The sequence below is a fragment of the Anoxybacter fermentans genome, assembly GCF_003991135.1.
Lineage (GTDB): Bacteria > Bacillota > Halanaerobiia > DY22613 > DY22613 > Anoxybacter > Anoxybacter fermentans.
Genome location: NZ_CP016379.1, coordinates 755,652 through 778,805 on the forward strand (window position 1 = coordinate 755,652; position 23,154 = coordinate 778,805).

Annotated in this window: 28 protein-coding genes; all 28 read left to right on the forward strand. The window is 37.5% G+C overall.

What is annotated here, in order from left to right; all coding sequences use genetic code 11:
* Nucleotides 1-3: 3 nt before the first annotated feature.
* The 28 genes from dndC (at nucleotide 4) to BBF96_RS03525 (ending at nucleotide 23,150) form a co-directional block, all read left to right on the forward strand.
* Nucleotides 4-1,410, forward strand: a complete 1,407-nt coding sequence (gene dndC / locus BBF96_RS03395; RefSeq protein WP_127015839.1) for a DNA phosphorothioation system sulfurtransferase DndC — start codon at nucleotides 4-6, stop codon at nucleotides 1,408-1,410.
* Nucleotides 1,411-1,422: 12 nt separating this feature from the next.
* Nucleotides 1,423-2,091 carry a helix-turn-helix domain-containing protein gene (locus BBF96_RS03400; RefSeq protein WP_127015840.1) on the forward strand — a complete coding sequence of 223 codons (669 nt, stop codon included), beginning with the start codon at nucleotides 1,423-1,425 and terminating at the stop codon, nucleotides 2,089-2,091.
* Between the two features lie 87 nt (nucleotides 2,092-2,178).
* On the forward strand, nucleotides 2,179-2,436 hold the full coding sequence (locus tag BBF96_RS03405) for a hypothetical protein (protein ID WP_127015841.1): 258 nt from the start codon (nucleotides 2,179-2,181) through the stop codon (nucleotides 2,434-2,436).
* Nucleotides 2,387-2,689: a hypothetical protein gene (locus tag BBF96_RS03410; protein ID WP_127015842.1), complete on the forward strand. Its 303-nt coding sequence runs from the start codon at nucleotides 2,387-2,389 to the stop codon at nucleotides 2,687-2,689. The genes BBF96_RS03405 and BBF96_RS03410 overlap by 50 nt, the downstream gene beginning before the upstream one ends.
* Nucleotides 2,690-2,763: 74 nt before the next feature.
* A complete protein-coding gene (locus BBF96_RS16350; protein WP_164730880.1) occupies nucleotides 2,764-2,937 on the forward strand; it encodes a hypothetical protein in 174 nt (57 codons plus the stop codon).
* Nucleotides 2,938-3,050: 113 nt separating this feature from the next.
* Complete coding sequence (locus BBF96_RS03415; RefSeq protein WP_127015843.1) at nucleotides 3,051-3,431, forward strand: hypothetical protein; 381 nt, start codon at nucleotides 3,051-3,053, stop codon at nucleotides 3,429-3,431.
* A 53-nt stretch (nucleotides 3,432-3,484) separates the two neighbouring features.
* Nucleotides 3,485-3,775, forward strand: a complete 291-nt coding sequence (locus tag BBF96_RS03420) for a hypothetical protein (RefSeq protein WP_127015844.1) — start codon at nucleotides 3,485-3,487, stop codon at nucleotides 3,773-3,775.
* A 5-nt stretch (nucleotides 3,776-3,780) separates the two neighbouring features.
* Entirely contained in the window at nucleotides 3,781-4,050 is a 270-nt protein-coding gene (locus tag BBF96_RS03425) for a hypothetical protein (protein WP_205665702.1), read from the forward strand.
* A complete protein-coding gene (locus BBF96_RS03430; protein ID WP_127015845.1) occupies nucleotides 4,051-4,743 on the forward strand; it encodes a hypothetical protein in 693 nt (230 codons plus the stop codon).
* 103 nt (nucleotides 4,744-4,846) lie between these two features.
* Complete coding sequence (locus BBF96_RS03435) at nucleotides 4,847-5,365, forward strand: IS630 transposase-related protein (protein ID WP_127015846.1); 519 nt, start codon at nucleotides 4,847-4,849, stop codon at nucleotides 5,363-5,365.
* A gap of 317 nt (nucleotides 5,366-5,682) precedes the next feature.
* Nucleotides 5,683-6,543 carry a phage terminase small subunit-related protein gene (locus BBF96_RS03440; protein ID WP_164730881.1) on the forward strand — a complete coding sequence of 287 codons (861 nt, stop codon included), beginning with the start codon at nucleotides 5,683-5,685 and terminating at the stop codon, nucleotides 6,541-6,543.
* Between the two features lie 215 nt (nucleotides 6,544-6,758).
* The gene (gene terL, locus BBF96_RS03445; protein WP_127015848.1) at nucleotides 6,759-8,531 is read left to right on the forward strand and encodes a phage terminase large subunit; all 1,773 of its coding nucleotides are present in this window, start codon (nucleotides 6,759-6,761) and stop codon (nucleotides 8,529-8,531) included.
* 165 nt (nucleotides 8,532-8,696) lie between these two features.
* On the forward strand, nucleotides 8,697-10,205 hold the full coding sequence (locus tag BBF96_RS03450; RefSeq protein WP_127015849.1) for a phage portal protein: 1,509 nt from the start codon (nucleotides 8,697-8,699) through the stop codon (nucleotides 10,203-10,205).
* Nucleotides 10,205-11,245, forward strand: a complete 1,041-nt coding sequence (locus BBF96_RS03455; protein ID WP_127015850.1) for a minor capsid protein — start codon at nucleotides 10,205-10,207, stop codon at nucleotides 11,243-11,245. Before BBF96_RS03450 ends, BBF96_RS03455 begins: the two co-directional genes overlap by 1 nt.
* Nucleotides 11,246-11,312: 67 nt before the next feature.
* Nucleotides 11,313-12,059, forward strand: coding sequence for a hypothetical protein (locus BBF96_RS03460; RefSeq protein ID WP_127015851.1), 747 nt, complete (start codon nucleotides 11,313-11,315; stop codon nucleotides 12,057-12,059).
* A 16-nt stretch (nucleotides 12,060-12,075) separates the two neighbouring features.
* A complete protein-coding gene (locus BBF96_RS03465; protein WP_127015852.1) occupies nucleotides 12,076-12,687 on the forward strand; it encodes a hypothetical protein in 612 nt (203 codons plus the stop codon).
* A 44-nt stretch (nucleotides 12,688-12,731) separates the two neighbouring features.
* Complete coding sequence (locus BBF96_RS03470) at nucleotides 12,732-13,790, forward strand: major capsid protein (RefSeq protein WP_127015853.1); 1,059 nt, start codon at nucleotides 12,732-12,734, stop codon at nucleotides 13,788-13,790.
* A 21-nt stretch (nucleotides 13,791-13,811) separates the two neighbouring features.
* Complete coding sequence (locus BBF96_RS03475; RefSeq protein WP_127015854.1) at nucleotides 13,812-14,252, forward strand: Rho termination factor N-terminal domain-containing protein; 441 nt, start codon at nucleotides 13,812-13,814, stop codon at nucleotides 14,250-14,252.
* Between the two features lie 136 nt (nucleotides 14,253-14,388).
* Entirely contained in the window at nucleotides 14,389-14,988 is a 600-nt protein-coding gene (locus BBF96_RS03480; protein ID WP_127015855.1) for a hypothetical protein, read from the forward strand.
* A gap of 21 nt (nucleotides 14,989-15,009) precedes the next feature.
* Nucleotides 15,010-15,378 (forward strand): hypothetical protein, encoded by a 369-nt coding sequence (locus BBF96_RS03485; protein ID WP_127015856.1) that lies wholly within the window; start codon nucleotides 15,010-15,012, stop codon nucleotides 15,376-15,378.
* Nucleotides 15,375-15,695 (forward strand): hypothetical protein, encoded by a 321-nt coding sequence (locus BBF96_RS03490; protein ID WP_127015857.1) that lies wholly within the window; start codon nucleotides 15,375-15,377, stop codon nucleotides 15,693-15,695. The genes BBF96_RS03485 and BBF96_RS03490 overlap by 4 nt, the downstream gene beginning before the upstream one ends.
* 3 nt (nucleotides 15,696-15,698) lie before the next feature.
* On the forward strand, nucleotides 15,699-16,160 hold the full coding sequence (locus tag BBF96_RS03495) for an HK97 gp10 family phage protein (RefSeq protein WP_127015858.1): 462 nt from the start codon (nucleotides 15,699-15,701) through the stop codon (nucleotides 16,158-16,160).
* Entirely contained in the window at nucleotides 16,157-16,570 is a 414-nt protein-coding gene (locus tag BBF96_RS03500; protein ID WP_127015859.1) for a hypothetical protein, read from the forward strand. Before BBF96_RS03495 ends, BBF96_RS03500 begins: the two co-directional genes overlap by 4 nt.
* A 13-nt stretch (nucleotides 16,571-16,583) precedes the next feature.
* Complete coding sequence (locus BBF96_RS03505) at nucleotides 16,584-16,982, forward strand: hypothetical protein (RefSeq protein ID WP_127015860.1); 399 nt, start codon at nucleotides 16,584-16,586, stop codon at nucleotides 16,980-16,982.
* Nucleotides 16,983-17,912, forward strand: coding sequence for a phage tail tube protein (locus BBF96_RS03510; protein ID WP_127015861.1), 930 nt, complete (start codon nucleotides 16,983-16,985; stop codon nucleotides 17,910-17,912). It begins immediately after the preceding gene.
* A gap of 30 nt (nucleotides 17,913-17,942) precedes the next feature.
* Complete coding sequence (locus BBF96_RS03515) at nucleotides 17,943-18,362, forward strand: hypothetical protein (RefSeq protein WP_127015862.1); 420 nt, start codon at nucleotides 17,943-17,945, stop codon at nucleotides 18,360-18,362.
* Nucleotides 18,363-18,442: 80 nt separating this feature from the next.
* Nucleotides 18,443-18,604, forward strand: a complete 162-nt coding sequence (locus BBF96_RS03520; protein WP_164730882.1) for a hypothetical protein — start codon at nucleotides 18,443-18,445, stop codon at nucleotides 18,602-18,604.
* A gap of 16 nt (nucleotides 18,605-18,620) precedes the next feature.
* Entirely contained in the window at nucleotides 18,621-23,150 is a 4,530-nt protein-coding gene (locus BBF96_RS03525) for a phage tail tape measure protein (RefSeq protein WP_127015864.1), read from the forward strand.
* Nucleotides 23,151-23,154 lie beyond the last annotated feature (4 nt).

The window sequence follows — 23,154 nt, forward strand, 5'->3', positions numbered from 1 at the left end:
CTAATGAAGTTTGATGAAAAAGTCGCCTCAGTAATGGCAGAGATAAAGCGACTGTATAAAGCTGATGCCCGCCCCTGGGTAATAGGTTATAGTGGCGGTAAAGATTCTACCACAGTGGTCCAGTTAGTGTTCAATGCAATTAATGAGTTACCAGAAAATGAACGCCATAAACAAATATATGTTATCACTTCAGATACTTTGGTTGAGATACCGATAATAAAAGACTATTTAGAAAGCAATCTGAAAAAAATACAGAAGGCAGCTGAGGATTTGAAATTGCCCATAGTTGTACATAAGGTTAAGCCAGAGATAGATAAGACATTTTGGGTCAATCTTATTGGAAAAGGATATCCTTCGCCCAGGCAAAAGTTCCGTTGGTGTACTGATAAACTTAAGATAGATCCGACAAATCAGTTCATTCGTAGTAAGGTAGAAGAGAATGGGGAAGTAATTATGGTATTAGGTGTTCGATTAAACGAAAGTGCCTCTCGTGATCAGGTTCTTAACTCACACAGAGTAGAAGGTAAAAAACTCCGGACACATTCATCTTTGGTTAACGCCTACATATATGCGCCTATTGAACAATTTTCTACTGACGATGTCTGGGAGTATCTTTTAAAATATGAGTCACCCTGGGGGAGTGATAATACTGAACTTCTGGCTTTATATCAGGATTCAGCGGGTGAGTGTCCACTTGTAATTGACCGGGATACTCCATCATGTGGGAATAGTCGCTTTGGTTGCTGGGTATGTACAGTAGTAAAAGAGGACAAGGCTCTTAAGGGGTTTATAGAGAACGGGGAACGATGGTTAATTCCCCTGCTTAAGTTTCGTAATTGGATAGTTGAGATAAGAGATGATCCTAAGAGAAGGATGAATAGGTCAAGAAATGGTAGAGTCTTTTATCTGCCAGACGGAAGACGAAGTCCAGGACCGTTTACGCTGGAGGCGCGAAAAGAGATTTTAAGAGAATTGCTTAGAACCCAAAAACAAATAGAGTCTTTAACCGGCAAGCAGTACCAACTTATTTTAGAAAAAGAATTGATAAAGATTAGAGAGATTTGGCTCAAAGACGGAGATTGGGAAGATTCGCTTCCGAAAATTTATCGAGAAGAGACCGGAAAACTTCTTATCAAAGATTTAATCGATCAACCTATATTCACGGACCAGGAGATGAACGTATTATCTGATCTGTGCAAAGAAGAAGATGTGCCCTTTGATTTGGTGATGAAACTAGTGCTACTTGAAACCGAATATTATGGCTATAAATACAGAGTTGGTATTTTAGATGAAATAAATAAGATATTACATGAAGATTGGTTACATATTCAGGAACAAACCTCAGAAGAATCAGAGCCTTTAAAGAAACAACTTCCGGAGATGATTAGCCTGTTTGACATAGCCGGTTAGGGGTGATATTGAATGATTGGCGAAAAGCTTAGAAAAATCCGTGAAGAAAAAGGTTTGAGTATTCAGCAAGTTACACAAATAATTGGATGTTCAAAAAACTACTTATATCGAGTTGAAAAGGGATGGCAGGGAGTAGGTCTAAAATATGCTTTAAAAATTGAAAAAATATATGGGATAAATTTACTTGACGAAATCAAATTCAGGTCGATAGGGGAAAAGATAAAATATGCGCGAGAAAGACTGGGATTGACAGAGAAACAGGTTGCAGAAAAAGTTGGGGTTAGTCCTGATTATATACGCGCGCTTGAGAGCAATAGCAAAAAACCAGGTGTGTATATAGCTGAAAAGTTGTATAAACTACTGCAGATGGAGAGAGAACTGATGGAAGTCCAAAAACAGATTAATACTAGAATGACAAAAGCGTCAATGAGAAAAGAAAAAATTGGAAAAGAATTAGAAAAAATACTCAATAAAACATTAAAAAATGGAAACATAACAGTGGCATGTGAGAATGATACATATTCCATTATAGCTGAAGTTCCACATCTAGGAAAGGCAAGGACAAGCATTCCCTGCCGGTACTTAGTACTGTATGGACAGGAGACCTGGAAAAGAGAAGCCAGGGCGGTCATGTATGATTTGATTCGCGAGTTCGCCAGAAAACAAAAGAGGGGAGCATGATTCATCTTCGTGAATGTTGTACCAGGTATAAAGAGTTCCTGGTATTTGGCCGGAATGGTGTATATTGTCGAAAGGGAGGGAAGATAGTTGAGTGAAAAGAGATATCCCTGTAAGTGTGCAATTTGTGATCATCAATTTTTTGTTACGAAATCGATTCTTCAACATTCGGGTTACAATGAGTGTGGGCATGGAAGATGCCCTAAATGTAAAACATTCTTAAATTTGACCTTTGTTCCTGAATTAGAAATTATGAGGTCGATGGAATGGTCAGAATACGTGAAACGGAGGTTGGAGAATGAAAGAAAAAGAAAAGAAGGAGTTGAAAAAGATCAAAGATCAGATTAAAGAATTGTACCCAGACCAGCATTTAGATCTATCGTTTATTCAAGATGTAGAATTAGCCAGGAGAGCATTATTTTTAGCCAAAAAAGGCTTAAAAAAAGAGTTTTTGGTTAGGTGTGTGAAGATTGAAATAGAGAAGAGGAAAAATGGTTGGGATGTATTTGATAGAATCAAATTTTGGAATAATTATTTTAATGCAGCTCCTTCTTTTGTGTTTAAGGGAGGTAAGAGTGATGAAGAGATGGTTAACATATAGTTCGTGGAAAGGTGGTGCAAAAACGTCGCCTTTTCTCTCCGATAGAAGTCGGAGGTTTCCAGGTGACGGACTTTATGAAAAGGATTGAAGACACAGTGTATTTATCACAGATCGATTTGGATCATGTATTAGGAAATTGGGTAGATGGAATACCATCTGAAAAATTTTTGGAAGCACTTCAGGAAGAAGCAAAGTGGTGCGGTTTAGATATAGACGAAATTAAAAAAATAGTGATAGATTTAAGGTGATTTTAGAAATTAGAGTTGTATATGCTTAGAAAGGAAGAAAACCAAAGAAAAAATCAATAAAGTTCTGGATTTGATTGATTTGTTATCAATAAGAAGCAAAGAAGGTGGTGTAGATGGTATATGGAGCTTTAATAAACAATGTTGAATGGAAGATTTATATAACAGTACATGGAGAACGAAGAATGACCTGGCGACGTGTTTTTCCTTCTCAAGTAATTGAGGATCTAAAGAGGGCTGGTCCAAAATTTGGCTGGAGAAACGAAAAGATAGGGATTATTAACTCAAAGGAGTCTCGTGCTGCAGTAGTAGAGATAACGGTTGACGATAGACTGATAAAGGTAGTAACAGTGATTAACAACAAAGATCCACAACTAAGAGATGTAGATAGGATTATTGAGATAAAAGAAGGATTAGATGAAGTGGAAGTTTTGGATATCTTCAGTATTATTGCTCCTGGTAGTAGTAACTCTAAAATTGCGTTTTCCAGACATTGATTAGTCTCGTTTTACTGGCCTTTAGATGCATTAATATGGAGGGGAGTTAATGGATGCAGTTAACGCAAAAGTTAAGAAAGCAGATTAGAGATGAAATAAAAAATGAGCCTTTTTGTATAGTAGAGATAAATATTTCTGAAAGTAAGGTCTCATGGAGGGTTATTCCCATGCTCAAACCAGGAAAGCAAATAAAAAAGGAAACGGTTATACCAGATGAGTTTTTTCGGCAGATAGAAGAGAAGATTAAGAATAAAGCTAATTGCATTATTGAAATAAAAATTCATGAAGGAAGACCTTCCACCTGTAGGGTTATACCTCCATTTAAAACGGTGCTTGAGAGGTGATTAAAATGAAAATCCATGTTGGTAATGGGATAGCAATAGAACCCTATCAAAACAATGGCCAGCCAGGATACTTGTGTATGCCACTGGTCCGTAACATTCCTGAAGGAAAGGTAGGGTGGAAAAAAGTTAAGTGTCAAATTTGTGGCAGTGAATGTTGGGAAAGGCCTGAACAAAAACAACTTTTGAAGGAAAATAACAATATGATAGCCTGCTGTACAAAATGTGCAATAGAGAAGGTAACCATCAGGGATGGAGTGACCATCAGGGGTGGTTAGATGGCCAAAATGGTATTGTTGTTAAGTTATATGATTCAAAAAGAAGAGGCCTTAGAAAAATTTCGTAGATGGTATCACGACCAGGGCAACGCCCCTGGCGGTTACTGCATTAAAACCATGCCCAGAGACATAGCAATTCTAACTGAAATTCTTGATCGTGAAGGATATGGAGAGTTTCGGGAAAATGGAGAGTGGTTCAAGCTTTACGAACAGTATCAAATTCCAATTTCAGCTAATGAGATAGAAAATCTTATCAGAGATTATATTGAAAAAGCCAGAAGGGAAAAACGTAAATATAAAGATATTGTTCGAGGTTTAAATTTTTCGCTTCACAGGATATTCAGCGAGTGTACAGATTCGATTGAAAAGAAGTATAGAATCAAACTGATAGAAGAGGCGACAATTGAAGAACTCATTGAGTATAAGTTACAGTTTTATGTTCCAGAAAGGTTAGAGGATTTTGAAAATCTACATAAAATAGTTGAAGAATTGAAAAATACCAGGGATAGAGAAGGCGTCAGAAAAATTTTAGCCAGAGAATATGACTATGATGGGGCAGAATTCAGACTTAAATTTATTTTCGGTTTAGAGGAGATAAAAATACTATCAGAAATTTCCGATAGTAAGATAATATTAAAAATAATTAAAAGCATGGGAATATATTGGGTAAAGAAGATAGAGGATTCTGGCTGAGCGAAGAAAAGCAGGCCAGCTTGATCTTCATGATCTCATTTTGAGGTCGTGAGGGTCGGGCTGGTCTTTTGTTTTAGCTATCAAGTTTTTTGGAGGTGTTAATATGGTTCTAAAGATTACTGATATAAAATTAATGCATATTATGATAGATATTGAAATTCAGGCGTCAACTCCAAACAAAGATATCATTCAATTAGTTAAGAAAAAATACCCACATCTTAGTGAATGCTATATTGCCCGGCATATTTTTGAAAGAAAAAAAGCCTGGGTAAAGAAATTGCTTGAAAATTATCATCGACTACATCTTTTAGGAGAATACAATTTTGATATGGAGTATACTGGGGGAAGTTCATATATGCTATATAGGGATATTCCAGATGGGCAATTATTAAAGATTATGATTGAGGAAGCGTTAGAAGAGTATGGAAAAATGAATCCGAAATTACGTGCTTTGCTAGTAATGAAATATATTGAGGAAGTACCAGCTACCATTGAGGAGATGATGAAGATATTTAAAGTTTGTAAACAGACAATTTATAATTGGTTAGATCGTGCAATTGGAGAACTAGTTATGGTAATAGAAAAAGACGATAGAATAGAAAAGTTACGCAAAATATCGTGATGTGATAAAAAATCAGAAGAGTTATCCACAAATACTTGACTTACTTAGACTTTTATATTAAAATTATGGTAGGTTGGAAAAGTGTAAGAAAAAGCATATTCAGCAGACCTGGTATTTATCCAGGTCTTTTTTATTGTCCGTCTAGTAAGAGGAGTCAGGAGAAAAAGCCGACTCCTCTTTTTGTTTATCTGAGAGAGGTGTATCAAGATGGACATTAAGAGAAAATTTTAATTTTTCGGTTGAAGGATTCCAAGGTTTTCGCTATAAGTGGTGGTAGTTTTTTGTAAGCATTGGCTTTATTTTGTGAGGTGGTGATGTTGGATGTAAAAGAAAGAATAAAACTGGAGTATATAGAAGCTATAAAGGCCGGGAAATCAAAAAGGGGATTATTAACGAAATTAGCCAGAAAACATGGAATTTCAAGTAGTACGGTTCGGAGTTGGAAATATAGAGAAAACTGGGATGAATTAGCTGAAACGTCATGCTCAGAAACGTTTCAGAAAAAAAAACAAAACGTTGCAACATTAGATAAGAAAAACGTTGCAACGGAAGCAGAAAATGTTGCAACAGATTCAGAAATTGAGACGGAGTATTATAAGTATGATTGGCCGGCTTTAAAGGAAGAGTTTATAACCGGTAATTATAGAACTCTCAAGGAATTTGCTGAAAAGCAAGGAATTAACTATAAAACCCTTAGAGACAGAGCTTATAGGGAAAAGTGGACCGAAGAAAAACGACAATACATTAACAGACTCCATGCCAAATCCATAGAAAAAACATTGGAACTTACAGCTGAAACCCTGGCTCAAAGACGACTGGTACATCTGCAGATAGCCACCGAACTAATCGAAAAAATTCAGGAAACTATTCCGGCATTGAATACTTACGTTTTAGAGGGAACCAAAACGACAACAAAAAAGATCAAGAAAAAAAATAAAGAGGGCCTAATAGATGAAATAACAGAAGATAAAGTTGAGTCATTTATAGATGTTGTTGAAGGACCGATTGATCCAAAGAACATAAAACACTTAGCTGATGCCCTTAAGAAGGCACAGGAAGTTGAGTTTGAAGCCTTTGGTTCCAAAATGGTTGAAAGTCAAAATATTGGTGATACGACAATACAGAAGGTTAGAGAACGTCCGAAGACTCTTAGAGTTCTGTTACAAAATGAAGAGTAGAGTTACATAATATTGAAAAAATGTAAATCATAATAGAGTTTTTCTCTGGAAAACATGCCTTTAGAAGGAGTTAAAAATAACTAAAAATTCCGCGAACCGTTGATATTACTAGCTTCGCAGGAAATTATAGACTCGATACATAAGTCGGAGTTATGTATTGATTTTTTATAAAAGCATCCGTAAGGATGTTTTTTACTTTTTAAGAAGGTGGTAATGTGGATCTCGACCTTCATTATGTATTATCCGGACAAAAACCCCCAGAGACGTTTGAGGAGAAGCTACATTATAAGCTGTATCGCCTGTTGGGGAAAACGGAGTACAATCAGATTAAAGATTACGGTCTGGAAGATCTTAAGGATATCTACCAGGAGAAGTTGCTATATAAATACCTCCTTAGGCACTTTACTCCCGAGCAATTAGAGCCATTTTATGACTATTCTATTGCCGAAATGAGAGTAATGTTGGCTGAAATAGACATTGAATATTTTGCCCAGGCATATTTTGTCCACTATATATATTCTCCGATTCCTGAGCACCATTCGGAAAGTTATCGGGAATTGTACGGAATAGCTAGGGCTTTACGTGGCCGGAGAGTTGCCAGAGCAGAACCTCGTGGTAATGCTAAAACTACTCGATATGATCTAATTTTTCCAATGTGGTGTGCACTATACGAAGTTAAAAGATACATAATTATCATTTCGGCCAGTGATACCCTCGCAAAAGGATTCCTACGATCTATGAAGGATGAATTTGAAGAAAATGAATTAATTCTACAGGATTTCGGAAACTTACGGGGTAAGAAATGGACGGAGAATGAAATTCAACTGTCTAATGGCTGCAGGATCGAGTCAAAAGGCTGGGAAGGGTCAATTCGTGGTAAGAAAAATAAGGCTGACCGGCCAGATCTCATCATTGTTGATGATATTGAAAAAGATGACTCAAAGACCAGTGAGACGATTAGAAAAAAGATGGAGGATTTCTTCTTTACAGCACTGACACCAGCTGGATCTGCAGTTACGGATATTATAGTAATTGGTACCATCCTTCATTCGGACAGTCTTTTGAAAAAAGTTTTAGATAATCCACGTTATGATAGTAAAATATTCAAGGCTATTATATCCTGGGCAGATCGTCAGGACTTATGGGATAAATGGAAATCTATTTATACTGATATTGGAGTAGAAGGTGGAGTTGAGGAAGCCCATCGGAGAGCCAGGGAATTCTACGAACAGAATAAGGAAGAAATGCTTAAAGGAACAGAGGTTCTTTGGAAGGGCAAAGACGGCTATGGTGATTATTATGCTCTGATGGAAGAGTTAATGGAACTGGGTGAAACCCGTTTTGCCCAGGAGAAGCAGAATGAACCGATTGATCCGAGCAAAAATATCTTTTACGGCAAACTGGAGTTTTACACCCATCTCCCACCATCTGAGGAGTTTACTCAAATTGTTGGAGCTGTTGACCCATCACTGGGTAAGAAGAAAACCAGTGACTTTTCGGCTATTGTATGGCTTGGAAAACATAAATCTGGCTATATATATGTTCTGGAAGCTGATATACAAAGAAGGCATCCCAACAAGATCATACAGGATTTATTTGCTTCTTATAATCGAATGGTTAACACCTATGGCCAGAAGAAGATTAAATGGATTGCTATAGAGGCTGTGGCGTTCCAGGAATTCTTCAAAGATAAAGTTAAAGAAGAAGGAGCAAAGCAAGGGATATATCCGCCCATAAAGCCTTTATATCCTCATTCTGATAAGGCTCTCAGAATTGCGTCACTGGAACCTGATGTAGTCAACGGATACATCAAGTTTAACCAGAACCATAAAGAATTGATAAAGCAGTTTGAAAACTTCACATTGGACCTTAATTATCATGATGATGGACCTGATACAGTTCATATGTGTATGGAATTACTCAAGAAGCGTAGGCCAAAACAGAAACGTTTGAATCTTAATAAGTCTAAAGCGGATCTTGGATTATAGAGGCCAACTTCTACCGACTGAAGTTGGGAACTTGAAACCAATAGTCACATTCAGCACAACCTGATTTAAAAATTTCATCGCAGGTATATATTTCAAGAAAATTTTCTAGAAAGGTGGTGAAAAAAACGTCGCCTTTCCTCCGCAACTAAAGTTGGAGGTTTCCGGGTGACAGACTTTATGACAGTTATTACAGATACGCAATTAATTATTGAAAAAATCAAAAAAGGAGCAATGGATATTGATACAGCGATTTTCAATGATCTGATAGAACAACATAAATCAACAGTAAAAACAGTTACAGAAATGAGGAATTTATTTAAAGGAAATCATAAGATTCTTCAAAAAGAGAAGAAAGGGACCAGGCCGAACAATCGCCTGGTTTTTAATTTTCCCAAGATCATAATCCTCTTTGCTCTCAACTATCTTTTAGGTAATAAGCATAAATATAATATTGCTCTCAATGAAGATCATCCAGATTACCAAAAAGCCTCCTTCTTCCTTGAAGAGATTAAGAAAATCAATACGGAAAACAATGAAGAAGCATTGCTTAGAGAAATATACAAATATATGCTTATCGATAAACGTTCCTGGGAATTAGTCTATATAGATTCAGAAGGGAGAATCAGACTTAAATATTGTCCTGAATCTGAGGTTATTCCAGTTTTTGATGGTAGCAAGGATGAAAAGTTGTCATTGGCTATCAGGTATTGGACAGAACAGGTGAAAGAATCTGATGTAGACGAGGTTCGAGAACGGATCAGGATAGAGTTGTATGATGAAAAAATGGTGTATAACTATATACAAACCGAAGATAATAAGTTTATTTTGGATAAAAATAAACCGCCATATCCGCATTTTTTTGATGAAGTACCGTTGATTCCATATCAAAACGCTATTGATGAGTCGGATTTAGATGATATACAAACTCTGGTAAACGATTATGAGGAAAAGAGATCTGAGAGGTCAAATGACCTAGAGTATGCAGCAGATTCGTATTTATGGCTTAATAATGTCCTTCTGGATATAGTTAACGATGATGAGTTAACTCCACAGCAAAAAGAATATAAAATAGCTCAGATGATAAATAGTAGGTTATTTCAAACTACTGATACAGTTCATTATAGTGATGATGACACTCCATTGATATTAAAAGCAACAATTCAATTTATAACGAAAGAGTTAATGGTTGAGCCATTGAAAGATCATTTAGATGATCTAAGAAGAACTATTTACCAGGTATCAATGACTCCATCTATATTTGATCAATCGAACTTTTCCAATGTAGCCGAAGCGACACTCCGGCTTTTCTTTATACCAGCTGATATAAAAGCTGATAATAACGAACCTCGCCTGAAGGCAGGAATTAGAAAACGTCTGAGGTTGATTTCGCAGATATTATTCAAGAAAACGGGCATACATTATGACCCGACCTGGATAGAAGTAGAGTTCTTCAGGAATCGCATTATTAATGAAACAGAACTTATTAACAATATTAATTCATCGTATATGAGTAAAACCATAGATCTACAAACAGCGGTCGAAAAACATCCTCTTGTTGATAATCCTGAAAGCGTTATAGAAAGATTGAAGAAAGAACAAGAGGAAAAGGAGCAAAGATACACTCAGGATTGGAGCCTTCTAGATCATGGTGAAATGGATGAGGATGAAGAATAATGCTGCTCAGGAAGATACAGCAAAGGGTCAATGAGGAATCATTAGCACGGAAATATTTGCAGGAGTTAGAAAGACTAATCCGGGATATTGAAAAGAGACTCAAATTACTGGAACAACAGGCAGCAAAAAAAGGCAAATGGAAAAGGTCCTGGTGGCATGAAGCTGAAAGGCTTCTGGAGTTTAAGCAGGCATTAATCCAGGAGTATGAAGCGAATAAAAGAGTTTTAAAAGCTTTAGATAATGCTACCACGCCAGAGGAACTTATACAAACTTTAGTCAATGCTGAGTTTAACCAATATAACAGGCGACTTATCAAAAAATTAACTGAAGATCTGGTTGAAATCTATATAAATGAGACGGAATGGACCAGGAAATTCTTACAGAACTATGTTGGTGGTAGGGTAAAATTTGAATTTTCCCGTCAAATTAACCAGCAAGTAGTTACTCAATTAATTAAAGGTGCTACAATTAATGGTAAGACACTTAAAGAATATTTATCCAGATATAGCCGTGATTCCGCTGAAATAGCCGAAAACATAATTAAAAACGGGATTGCTCTGGGAGAGTCGGTACATAGTACCGTTAAGCAGTTACAATCTGAGCTGACTGACATTGCTAAATGGCGGTTGGAAACCACGGTCCGGACGTGGACTATTAAGACCCACACAGATGCAAATATTGACACCTACAGGGAAGCAGGTATAAAACGTGTACAGTGGTGTTCTGCACTTGATATGCGTGTTTGTCCCAGATGTGCAGTTCTCGATGGAAAGGTATTTATTCTTTCCCGGCTGAAGAAGAAACCTCCACTCCACCCAAACTGTCGCTGTTGTTTATTACCCATTGTAGATGAAAACGATATTTTCGATAGTGCAGAAGAGGGATATAAGGCGTGGCTTGCAGAAGATAAAAGATCTCCTGAAGACCTGTTGGAAATCAGGTCAAGAGTACTGAGAGAAAAAAGTATTAAACCGGAAGAGAAAAAAGTTCTACTAAGAATTATAGATGATAGTTTGAAGAAAAAGGGTTATTTGAAATAAACCACCCCGGCCATGGGGTGGTTTTTAATATTCCTTTGGGAAAATTCTAATAAGGAGGTAACTAATCATGGGAAAACTTTTAAATTCTTTAGGTTTTATGGTACCGGGAATCTACTTTTACCCGGACACAGGAGCAAATCAAGGGGGAGGAGGTGAAGGAGAACAGAAGCCTGGCGGTTCTGACCAAAGTAATACCGGTCAGAATAATGCAGGTGATCAGGGTAATCTATCCGGTCAATCCGGGCAGAATTCCGGGCAAAATCAAAATGAGCAGTCTGGCCAGGAGCATAATAACAACCAGAGCAGTAAGGAGCAAAATTATGTAACCATAGAACAGCTCAATCAAACCTTTAACAACTTCATTAGTAAAATAACAGATCTTATGAAGCCTGGTAAAACGGAAGAGGAAAACGAAGAAGAAAATAATGATGAAAATGAGGATGAACAAAATAGCAACGAACCCGAAAACAATCAGCCGGAAGTTGACCCGGAGAAAATAAGAGAGGATACTGTAAAAGAGATTAAACGGCAACTGAAGATTGCAAAAGCTGCAAAAAAGAAAGCTGTTGAGCTTAACTGGCCAGCTGAAGCTATCACAGAAATTGAAGATTACATCCCTACCAGCAATGAGCGGGAAGCTGTTGCATACATCGAAACTGTTCACAAAATTGCTAACCAAATTGCCACTGCGCGGTTCCAGGGGCAGGAGCCTGGCAATTCTGGAAATGATGGCAATAATGGGGGCGGAAACGACAAACCAGATCCCAGAGAAGAAGGTAGAAGAGATTGGGAAAGGCGCCATAAAAAATCTTAAGGGAGTGTGATAATTGATGAACAATCTTCAACCAAAAACAACCGATTGGGTAACCGGTGTACAATGGAAAGCTGGCGAGCACGGTATGAACGGCACTGCCGGTGTTACTATTGATTATACCAAAGTGCCTATTGATGCCGATGGGAAAAGAATTGTAAAAGTTGCTACTGCTATTTGCAAAGATACTACTACTGGTAAATATGTTCCTTATCAGAGTACGAAAGTGACTGAAACATTTGATGGCGATGGAACCACAACTACATTTACATTAACAACCGAAGTACACCCGGAAGATAATATAAAAGTCACGGTTGACAGTATCGAGAAAAAAGAAGGTGTTGATTTCATTATAAAACGGACTGCATCCAGTGGAAAGTATGTTACTTCTGTAGAACTTGCTACAGCTCCAGCAACCGGAGTTGGTAATGTTGAAGTTACCATTACTCCAGTTCCAATTAATCCGCGTCTAACGAATGATACTGTTGATTGTACTGATGGTGATGGTGTAGTAGGTGATCTAATCCATGGAAAAGTATATGAAGCAGCCTGTAATGGAGTTGATGAGTTTTTCAAAAAACATACGCCAATGATTGAATATATAAAAGCTAATTATAACGGTATATCTTAATTAATCTTTTTAAGTGAAAAATTAAGAAAGGTGAGTGATAAGTAATGCCTAACTTTTATGATCTCTTGCAGGAATTTCCCGAATTTACAGAAGAGCGATTGGTAGGTTACATTGAGGCATACCCCGAACCTGAAGAAAATATTGGCCAAAGGTTTTTGCCCACAGAGGAGACTTATGACATTAACTATCATGTACAGCAAATTGAATCCTACCGCACAATGGCCTATCTGGTTAACTACGACACTGAAGCACCTGTAAAGGGTCCTGGCCGGATGCGTGAAATTAGCGGTAGAATCCCGCTGATTAAACACAAAACAATGATCACCGAAGCAGAAATGTATAACTTCTTCAATCGTCGAATCAATGATAAAAAATATAAGGAAAACATGAAGAATAAGCTATATGGCATGGTAGACGGGTTACTGGAAGGTATTCAGGATGTTTATGAATGGCTGCGCTGGCAAGTACTTGCGCATGGCAGGCTGGACTATAACAAGTTTGGCCTTAAATTAAGTGTAGACTTTGGTATCGAGCAGAAAGTAACTTTGACTGGTACAGATCTATTTTCTGATCCTAACTCTACCCCTTGGGATTTTCTACGGGAACAGTTAAAAACATATAAGAGTAAGAACAAAGGCCGGGAACCGGATGTAATGGTTGGATCTATGGAAATATTCTTTGCATTGCAAGGACATCCCCAGACTAAAAGTATGTTATCTTTAGATGGTGATCGTCCTGCATCGCCTGAAGAAATGGATACATTATTTAAGTTAATGGGTCTGCCACCTTTTATTGTGTATGACAAAGAAGTGTATTGGGAGGATCCAGACAATCCAGGAAATCAGAATTTCATAATTAATGAAAGGTTGATTCCCGAAGAAAGATTGCTATTCCTGGCAGAGCACAAAGAAATAGCAGGAAAAGAAGTCGGTAAGCTGTTGGTTGGTCCTGTGAGAGAAGCTAATTGGGAGCCACGTATAGCGATAAAAGCTTATGATAACCTTGATGATGATGCACATCCAAGTGCAGGTTTTAAAGGCGTCGGCAGTGCTATGCCTGCTTTATTTGTACCTTCTACAATAGCGCAATTTGATGTTCTTTGATGAGTGAGGAGGGTGAAATTAATGAATGAAATTCAAGAAATTAAATTATTAAGGCAATACGGAAGGGATCCTGAAACTGGTAAGCCATATCCCATCGGAAAAGTTTTAAAGGTTGGTAAAGATATTCCAAAATCTGAAGTAGAAAGAATTTTGCGTTTAAAGGCCGGCATACCATATAAATCTACTGCCGGCCTTATGCCTATTGAAGATCATGAAGCAAAAGTAAAGGCTTTAAGGGAAAAGGTATTAAAAGAGAAAAAAGAAAAGCAAGAAATTAAAGATCTGCTAATAAAGGTTCTTAAAAAAGCTGATTTATCTAACGTCCATGTTCCAGAACTCAAAGAAGTAGCAACTTTGCTGGGAGTGGAAGGACTCGGCAATGCCAAAAAAGATCAAATCATTGCTGCAATCCAAGAAGCTCTTGGAGTTTCTGAGCAGAGTGAAGATAGCGAGGAGCAGTAGAGAGGACATTAACTTCTCCCGGCTGAAGTCGGGAGAAGTTAATGAATAAAAAAACGGTTCGGACCTGGTACCACTATTTTTCTGACCGCATCATAGTAACAGATGCGGTTTTTTGTTTATAAGGGGGTAAATATACATGCTCGAAAAAATCAAAGTGGGTGGTATTACTTATAGCATTGAACTTGTATCGGCCGAAACAGAAGAACTGCAGGGGAATTATGGATACATTGATTACAATAAATGCAAAATGTTTATCAATAAATCCCTACATCCAGACTTGAAAGAAGAAGTGTTATGTGAACTTATTTTGTTGGCAATTGGAAGCCATATGGAAGTAGACGATAAAGTAGAAGATGTTATTTCTAAAAATTGTGCAAAGATCTTAAGAATGGTTATGGTAGATAATTGGAACTTCAAAAAATTTAAGTTGAGGCACAAAGCATGGGTAAGACTTGGAGGATCCAGATATTATATTTATTTGGTCGATCGATACAATAAAGAATTAAAATATGGGGAAGCTGCGGGGCGTATTGAGTTTTCATCTAGAAGAATATGGCTGCCAAAAGAATTAGATCAGCATAAAGCTCTTGAAAATTTATTTCACGAAATTTGGCACTGGATTTTAGACTTTGCCGGAATTAAGGATGATATTGATATAGAAGATACAGTCCTGAAATATAGTAAAGGCTTTTTCCAGGTGTTCATTGACAATGATATTAAATTTCATATGTATTAAAGTGGAGTCAGGAGGTGTCGTATGCCAGAATACGCCACATTGCAAACCGTTAAAGATTATCTTTCAATCCCACAAGATTTTACTCAATTTGATGGGAAACTGAACATTATTCTGGCCGGTGTAAACAGCCGGATCGAAAATTTAACTAATCAAACAGAAAGTAATCCCGACTTGACCCTTGCAGCCTGTAAGTGGACCGAATGGCATTACATTAAAGCAACCGGAGTAAGTTCTGAAGACGACAGTGATTACAGAAGATCTTTTTTTAAAACCAGAGACTATATTCCGCCTGAAGTTTTGAGCCTTCTGGAAGACTATTTGACAGATGAAGCAAAAGAAAAATATGTTAAATCCAGGGCAATTAAATTCCAGGAGGTGAAAGCCTATTGAGTATTCACGGCAGGTTTAATCAGATTGTAAAGATTACCAGAAGGGTAGAAAACAGCAGTGTCTCTTCATATGATTTTGACGATACAGCAGATATTGAAACCACTGTTATTGAACAATACCTATGTTCTATTTCTGAAAAGAATGTTCGATATGAGGTGGATAAGAAGGGTGATAATTATTCAGGCATCCTGGTTATGAAAGGGTTACTGACAGATCAAATTCAAGAGGGTGACATTGTAGATGGACAATTTAAAGTTGTTGGGAAACCACGGCAGATTGCAGGAGCTTATATCCGATGTAATTTAGTGAGGTTATAAGAAATGGCGCAAAATCAATGGATTGAGGTTGAATTTAGAGGAAATGATGGGCAAATATACAGGCTACAACAAATCAAAAGTAGGATTGAAAACAAAATAGAATTGATTATGTTGAGAGCTGCCCAGAAGCTTGAAAGAGAAGTGAAGCTAGTTATAAGAAGCCTTGGTCTTATTAAAACAGGTTCGTTGATGTCAAGTATCCATACTTTTGTTAGATATCAATTTGGATTGGTAGAAGGTGTAGTAGGAACTAATCAAATATACGCACCTTTTTTAGAGTTTGGTACCGGAAAAAGGGGTGCTGCTTCAAATTATCCAAAAAAAATGATGCCGTCATGGTATCAATATGGTGAAAGTCCAGGTATGAGAGCCTTTAAATACATGCTTATAGCCTGGGAGAGAAAAAAAGATGAAGTATATGCGTATGTTAACATGGAATTTAGAAGGCTGGTGTATGGTCGTTGAATGTATTGTTAAAATGTGTAGCTAATAAATTAATAGAGTTAACCAGGATATTGGATGTAAATCATATAAAGCCCATTAGCCAGATAAACGATCTGAAGAATGATAAGACCTGGAAATATGCAATAACCCTTGAATTTGACAATAACCAACCTTACAAAAAAAGAAAAGGTAAATATGAAACATTAATTTTTGTAAATTGTTATGCAAGAAACATCACTAATCCAGACATGGCTGTATTGGCTTTTGTAAATGAAGTCATTGGGCTATTGGATGAAGCAGACTTTTCCAATGAAGACATAAAGATTTATGCAGTTAAATATCGCGCCTGTTATCCTCAACCTGAGAAGAATTCTTTATTGGATGCATGGCAGAGTTTTGCAGCTTTTTTAGTGAGGTGGACTATGAAATGAGGTGAACTATGAGATGAACTCTTTTCTCAATGCCATTAAAGATATTATATCAGCAAATACTCTAATAAATTATGCTGCTAAAACAATGTATGAATTTTTCGTGGCTGAAGATTATCCTGCTCTTTGTCTACAACCCAACAGTATTTTTGAGACACTGAGAGAAACCCTGGCCTTTGAGTACAAAGATACTCTTTCGGCAAGTATCTTTTATGTGGAAAGGGCACCCGAAAATAGAGAGATGGACACCTTCATTCAAAAAGTTGAACAGATCAAAGATATTCTAAAAGGCAACCCGCAGTTGAACGGTACAGTTAACGCGGGTTTTTCTATTAATGTTATCTATCACAGCAATCGAATTGATGACAATAATGAATTTGTGGCTGAATTTCAAATTGAAGGGAGGAATTTATAAATGGCAGCCTTAGGAAGGAATAGCGTAACTGCCATTGGTGAGCAGACAGCCAAGGGCACTGAAGCAACAACATTAACTGAATTATTGGCCACTTCTAATAACTTAGAAACTACTGTCAATTATATTAAGAGTGAAGCGCTTACCGGGAAACGCTTTGCAGAAGAGAGTTATATTGCAGCATTCGCGGTAAGTGGTTCGATTGGCGCAGAAGTTGATGATAATTTATTTGGGTTAATTCTAAAACATGCATTGGGTAGTGTCAGTACTGTTGCTAATCAAGACGGTACTTATACTCATACTTTTAAACCTGGCTTAACATTATCAGGTTGGCTAACCTTCATTAAAATGTTAAAAGATGAAGGATATTATGAAAAATTTGTAGATTGTCGTATTAGCCAATTGAGCTTGAATTTAACCAGTCAGGCAATTTTAACCTGTAACTTAGATATATTAGGTATTACCGGTAGTCAAATTGATGGTACAGCAATTACCACAGCGAATACAGGTAATCGTTTATTTGCCTGGGATACAACTGTTACTTTGGATGGTGCTGATGCCACTGCATTGGTTGACGAATTTTCTTTCCAGCACAACAACGGAATTAAAGAAGACGATTACGGGTTATCTCAGTATAGACGTACTCTGGATGCAGAAAACAGCGAACATACATTTAATATGACTCTTCAATTTGATAAAACAACTTACTTGAATCTTAAAAATAAATTAGCAAGTGGCGCAATTTTACCGTTAGGTATTAGTGTAGGCAGTACATTACAAATAACTTATCCAAAAGCCAAATTAACCGAAGTTTCTGCACCAATTACTGGTGGCGGTAAGATATTGGTTAATTTAGCCGGTGAAGCTTTATGGGATAGCACTCAAGATGCTAATGTCGTGGTTGATTTAACAAATGATGTTGCGAGTTATTAAAATTAAATTTAAAAATAGGGGGAATGTCATATGGAAAAAGATAAAACTTTTGAAAATGAAGAGCAGGTTAAGGATCCTATTCAGGTTATTGAGTTAGATCAAAATAAAATCCGTGTAGAACACGAGGATGGTAGATTTGTTGAAGGACGTTTAAAAATGCCCTATGGTATGAAGAAGTTTGTTGAAAATATGAACCGGCCATCAAGAATGAGATATAAGGGTGATGATGATATTATTGTTGAAACAGCAGACTACACCGAAAAGAAGGATCCAGATATTTATATCCTTCAAAACATGCTAACAGCATGGAGTAAAAATGAGGAAATTACCCGTCATGCTATCATAAATGATTGGGAGTTAACAGATTTATTTGACCGGTTTGTTGAGGAGATTAAAGAAAAAAACAACTTAATTCGTAATTTGGGAAAGAACAGGAAGAAAGGGAAATAAGGCTTGCCTGTTCTGCGTATGTGAAAGGGCAAGAATACCACGATAAGTATTTAACACAGGAAATTAGTGAAGTCAGGGCGATGTGCAGGGTCAACTTCAATGGAAAATTGGAGTTGGCCTTTTTGCCTTATTCGGGCGGATTTTATGATCAGCCTGCTCCAGATTTAGAAAGAATATTGTTGATAATCCGGTATTTGAATGAAGCAATTGAGAAAAAACAGAAAGAGGAAAGAAAAAAGTAAATAGGAGGTGAATTAGGTGAACGATGCAGCAGTACTCGAAATGATAATTCGTGCTCGTCAGCAATTGCATGGCATTGATGCTACCATCCAGATGATTAAAAAAATGAAAAAGCAGTTTAGAGAACTTGCAAGAACCGTCACTACATATGCTAAACAGATCAAAGAAGCAGTAGAGAAAGTTAAAGAATCATTTATCCGGCTAAATAATGCCATGCATATGTTACGAAATACTGCTCTCAAAGCATTCACAGCGATCGTTGCCTTTACAGGCATTCCGTCAAAAATGTATATGGATTTTCAACAGGGAATGTCAAATGTAAACACATTATTGAATGTATCACGGGAAGAATTGGATAGATACAGTCAGGGTGTAATTGAAGTATCAAATAAAATTGGTGAAAGTGCAAAGGAATTAACAGGTGCTCTCTATGACATCATTTCTGCCGGTGTTGAAGCCAGCCATTCCATAGAAGTTCTTGAGCTTTCCGGCAAGGCTGCCAAGGCCGGGATGACTCAAACAAAGGTGGCTGTTAATGCCGGTATTGCTGCAATTAATGCTTATAACCTGGAGATCAGTGAACTTAGTCGGGTATATGATCTTCAGTTCAGCACAGTAAAAAAAGGTGTAATAACTTTTGCACAGCTGGCCAGTGCGCAAGGCCAGCTGATACCATCTGCCCGGAAAGTCAATGCGACTTTAGAGGAAATGTATGGATCGCTGGCCTACTTGACCAAACAAGGTCTTTCAGCAGAAGAAGCATCCACATCCCTTGCCCGGGCATTTGACGCCTTAGTTGAGCAGAAGTCTTCTTTTGCGCAATTAGGAATTAACGTCTTTGATGAGATGACCGGTCAATTCCGCGGGTTGGAAACTATTGTTACAGAATTGGCCGATAAACTACAGGGTTTAACAGAAGAAGAACAGGCTAACCTTCTTGAAAATCTTGGTCTTGATATTCGTGCCCAGAGAGCTATTATCCCAATGATCAAGAATATAGAACAGTATAAAGAAACAGTAGCAGATGTAGCAAATTCAGCAGGGGCAATGGAAGAAGCTTACAAAAGAGCAATTGATAATATTGCCTTCCATTGGAACCGGGCTAAACAGAATGTAATCAATGCTGTAATGAATATAGGAATGACTTTTGAAGATGAAATTAGGGATATGTTGGACCAGATCACAGCCTGGGCGCGTGCTATTGCAGGTTTTGTGAAAGATAATAAAGAGGTAATTAAAAGTGTCATAGAATCTGCCATTAAATTAGCTGGAACTGTAGCCCTATTTACTATGGTTGCAGCTGCAATAATGACGTTAATGACTCCAATTGGCATGGTTACTGCTGGTATTGGAATATTAGCTGCAGCCTGGTATTTGAACATTGGAGGAATAAGGGAAAAGACTGAAAATGCAGTAAACTTTATCACCCAGAAGTGGAACGAACTGAAGCTATGGTGGCAGGATACCACGTGGACAGAAAAGGCTAAGGATATTGGAAAATTGGTGCTGAATTTTGGCGGATTTATCTGGAGTGAATCGATTGATTTGCTCAAAAAGTTTGATGCCTGGATAGGAAAACAATTAGATATGGATGATAACGGCCGTATAGACCTGGGAGATTTAATACTGCTGGTTAAGATAATTTGGGAATCAGTCAATGACATATGGAATGCATTTTCTGATTGGATGAAAGATCAGGGGTTAGTAGGCGGAGACCTATGGGAAGCAATAAAAAATATATGGAATTCCAACATTGGTAATGTGCTGAAAATAGGATTCCTTGTGAAATGGTCTGCAATCAAAATACCAAGTTTAATCTCATATCTTATAACTCATGTTGAAGGTTTATCATTACTTGGATCAGGCGTAGGATTGGCTTTGAGTCTCGGCCAGATTGCATTAGTTGGGGCGATTATCTGGAGTATACTCCCTGAAGACTGGAAAGAGGAAATCAGGAAAAATGTTATTAACCCAGTAGTAGAATTTGTCAAAAAAGGTTGGTCAGAACTTGCAAACTTTGAATTAGATCCACATCAGTTATTTGTTGACTTTGTAGAGAAAGTTAAAGAATGGGTAAACAATACTTTGACTCTGGAAAATTTCAAAAAATGGGGGAAGTTAATAGGAGAAGCCATATTGGAAGGTATTAAATCAATGATTAACCCCGCTAACTGGTTTAGTAATAACTATACAAAGCCAGCCGTAATGCAAAGTAGTTATTGGTCGAACTATGCTAATCCCGAAAACTGGAACATTCAATCAAATGCAGATGGCGGATTAATTATCGGACCTGGTACCGGTACTAGTGATTCTATTTTATCCTGGGTATCAAACGGTGAATATATTGTCAATGCCAGAGCAACCCGGAAATGGTTACCCCTTTTGGAAGCAATCAATGAAGACAGACTTCCGAAGTTTGCATCTGGTGGCTATATAAATCTTTCAACCGGAGCAGGAACGGGCGGGGGAGCCAGTTTTGCAGAGGCAAATATAGCAATATTAGAAATATTAGGCCTTACCGGTAATACAGCAGCAGAAAGCACTTTGAGGTATCTGGCTCAAATATCCCATGATACAGAAAACTTCCAGGTAATTGCTCAAATTATAGCTGGATTATACAAAACTGTTGAGGATTATAGAAAAGAATTAGAGAACATTAGAGAAGAGACTGAAAAACTTATCAATGAGTATAATAATGGTGATAATGGAGGAAATAATGGCCCACCAGAAGCAGAATCAAATTATTGGAAAGAATTTGTCAATGTGATGAGTAATATATTAGAATCAACCCTTGATGATTTTGCCAGCATATTTGAAGATACCACCAGAACTTTTATAATAGGCATAACTAATACAATACATAGTTTAAATGCTCATGAAGAAGGCGTATGGGGCGCTGTTTCTGAAATTACTAATTTATTCAAGGGTGGTAACTTCGAAGAAAAATTGGCTGGTTTGTCCTTAGAAACTACAAGCGCTATGGTATCTTTCTTTGAGACTATTCGTGATACTATCATCAGTTATGCTGAACAAAATGCAGAAAAGCAATACGAAGAGTTTAAAGAAGCAGTAGACCAATTCCAAGAAGTAGTAGAACAACTTACTGATGCAATCCGGCAAGGTGGCAGTTTGCAAAAAGCACGGGAATTGTATCAAAATACAAAGCTTGAGGCGGAACAAGTGGCGCGTGAATACGCGCAGTATCAGGAAGCCCAACGACAGGCACAGGGAGCAAAACAGGGCGCAGGTTGGGGTGCTTTGTTAGGAGGTATTGCTGGCTTTCTGATAGGTGGCCCAATTGGAGCTACTATTGGGGCTGCGATTGGTGGTGCTGCTGGTGCTGGAGTGGGCTATCTGGCTAACGAAGGTATAAATTATGAAGAGGAATTGCAAAAATTAACAGAAGAATTAGAAAAGGCTAAGGAAACTCTAGCTAAAACAATTGAGGAATCTTTTGGATTAGGGTTGCAAGAAGTTTTAAGCGGGTTAAATCATAGTATTATTACCGCTATTAATAATGGTGAAGATCTTGCAATAGCAGTTGGGACAGCCCTTTATGGGCATATTAAGGAATCATTAATGCAAGTTTTTACATGGGCAACTAATGAATTAATAGCCCAACAATTAGAGCCGATACTGACTAAAGTAAGAGATACAATAATGAATGCAATTATTCAAGGCAGTGATATTAATTTTGACACACTCATTGATATTGAACAGTTGATTCAAGTTGGCCGGCAGGCTGAAAAACAGGCTCAAATGATGGAGGAATTAATTAATAAGTATAAAGAAGCCCTGAGAGAAGCTGGTATAGATGAGGAAATTATCGATCAATTATTCCCTATGACAGAGGCAGAACAAAAAGCCGAAGAATTAGCACAAACTGTATCTGGTGCTTTGAGAAATGCTTTAGCAGAAGCATTAGAAGCCGGGAATATTAGAGATTTCAGTTCTGCAATGGGGGAAGCAATATACACTCATGTTAAGGATGCGCTTATTCAAGCCTTTATGCAATCTGAAGTTTATCAGGAGATGTTTAAAAAGTGGTTTGATGTATCAGATATTACTTTTACCGGGAACTTAGCAGAAGATTTTGAGACTATTCAAGACATACTGGACGATCTGGAACAGCAATTGAAAGCAGCTGGCCTGGGATTCAATTATACCACGATTCCTATGATAGGCAACGGGGTAACTTTGGACCAGGGATTGTATGGTACGGAGTCATATTTCGCACCAAGCACACTGGAAGCAGGTAGGGATATGGCAAACACATTTGCAACAGCAATTGAGCAGTTTACTATAGCAACTGATAGTTTGGTCCGTAGTATTGATGAACTGACTGACTCCATAAATTATTCTAAATCTAAAATACAACCATTTATCTGGTATAGAAGACCTGAACCGGACCTGGATTATAGCAACAAACAAATACATAACCACTATCATTTTGAACCTAAAATCAATAACATGTTTGATGGTGATAAATCTACACTATTTGAAGAGTTTGTAGCGTGGAAAAGAAAGCTTGAAATGAACCAGGCGTGAAAGG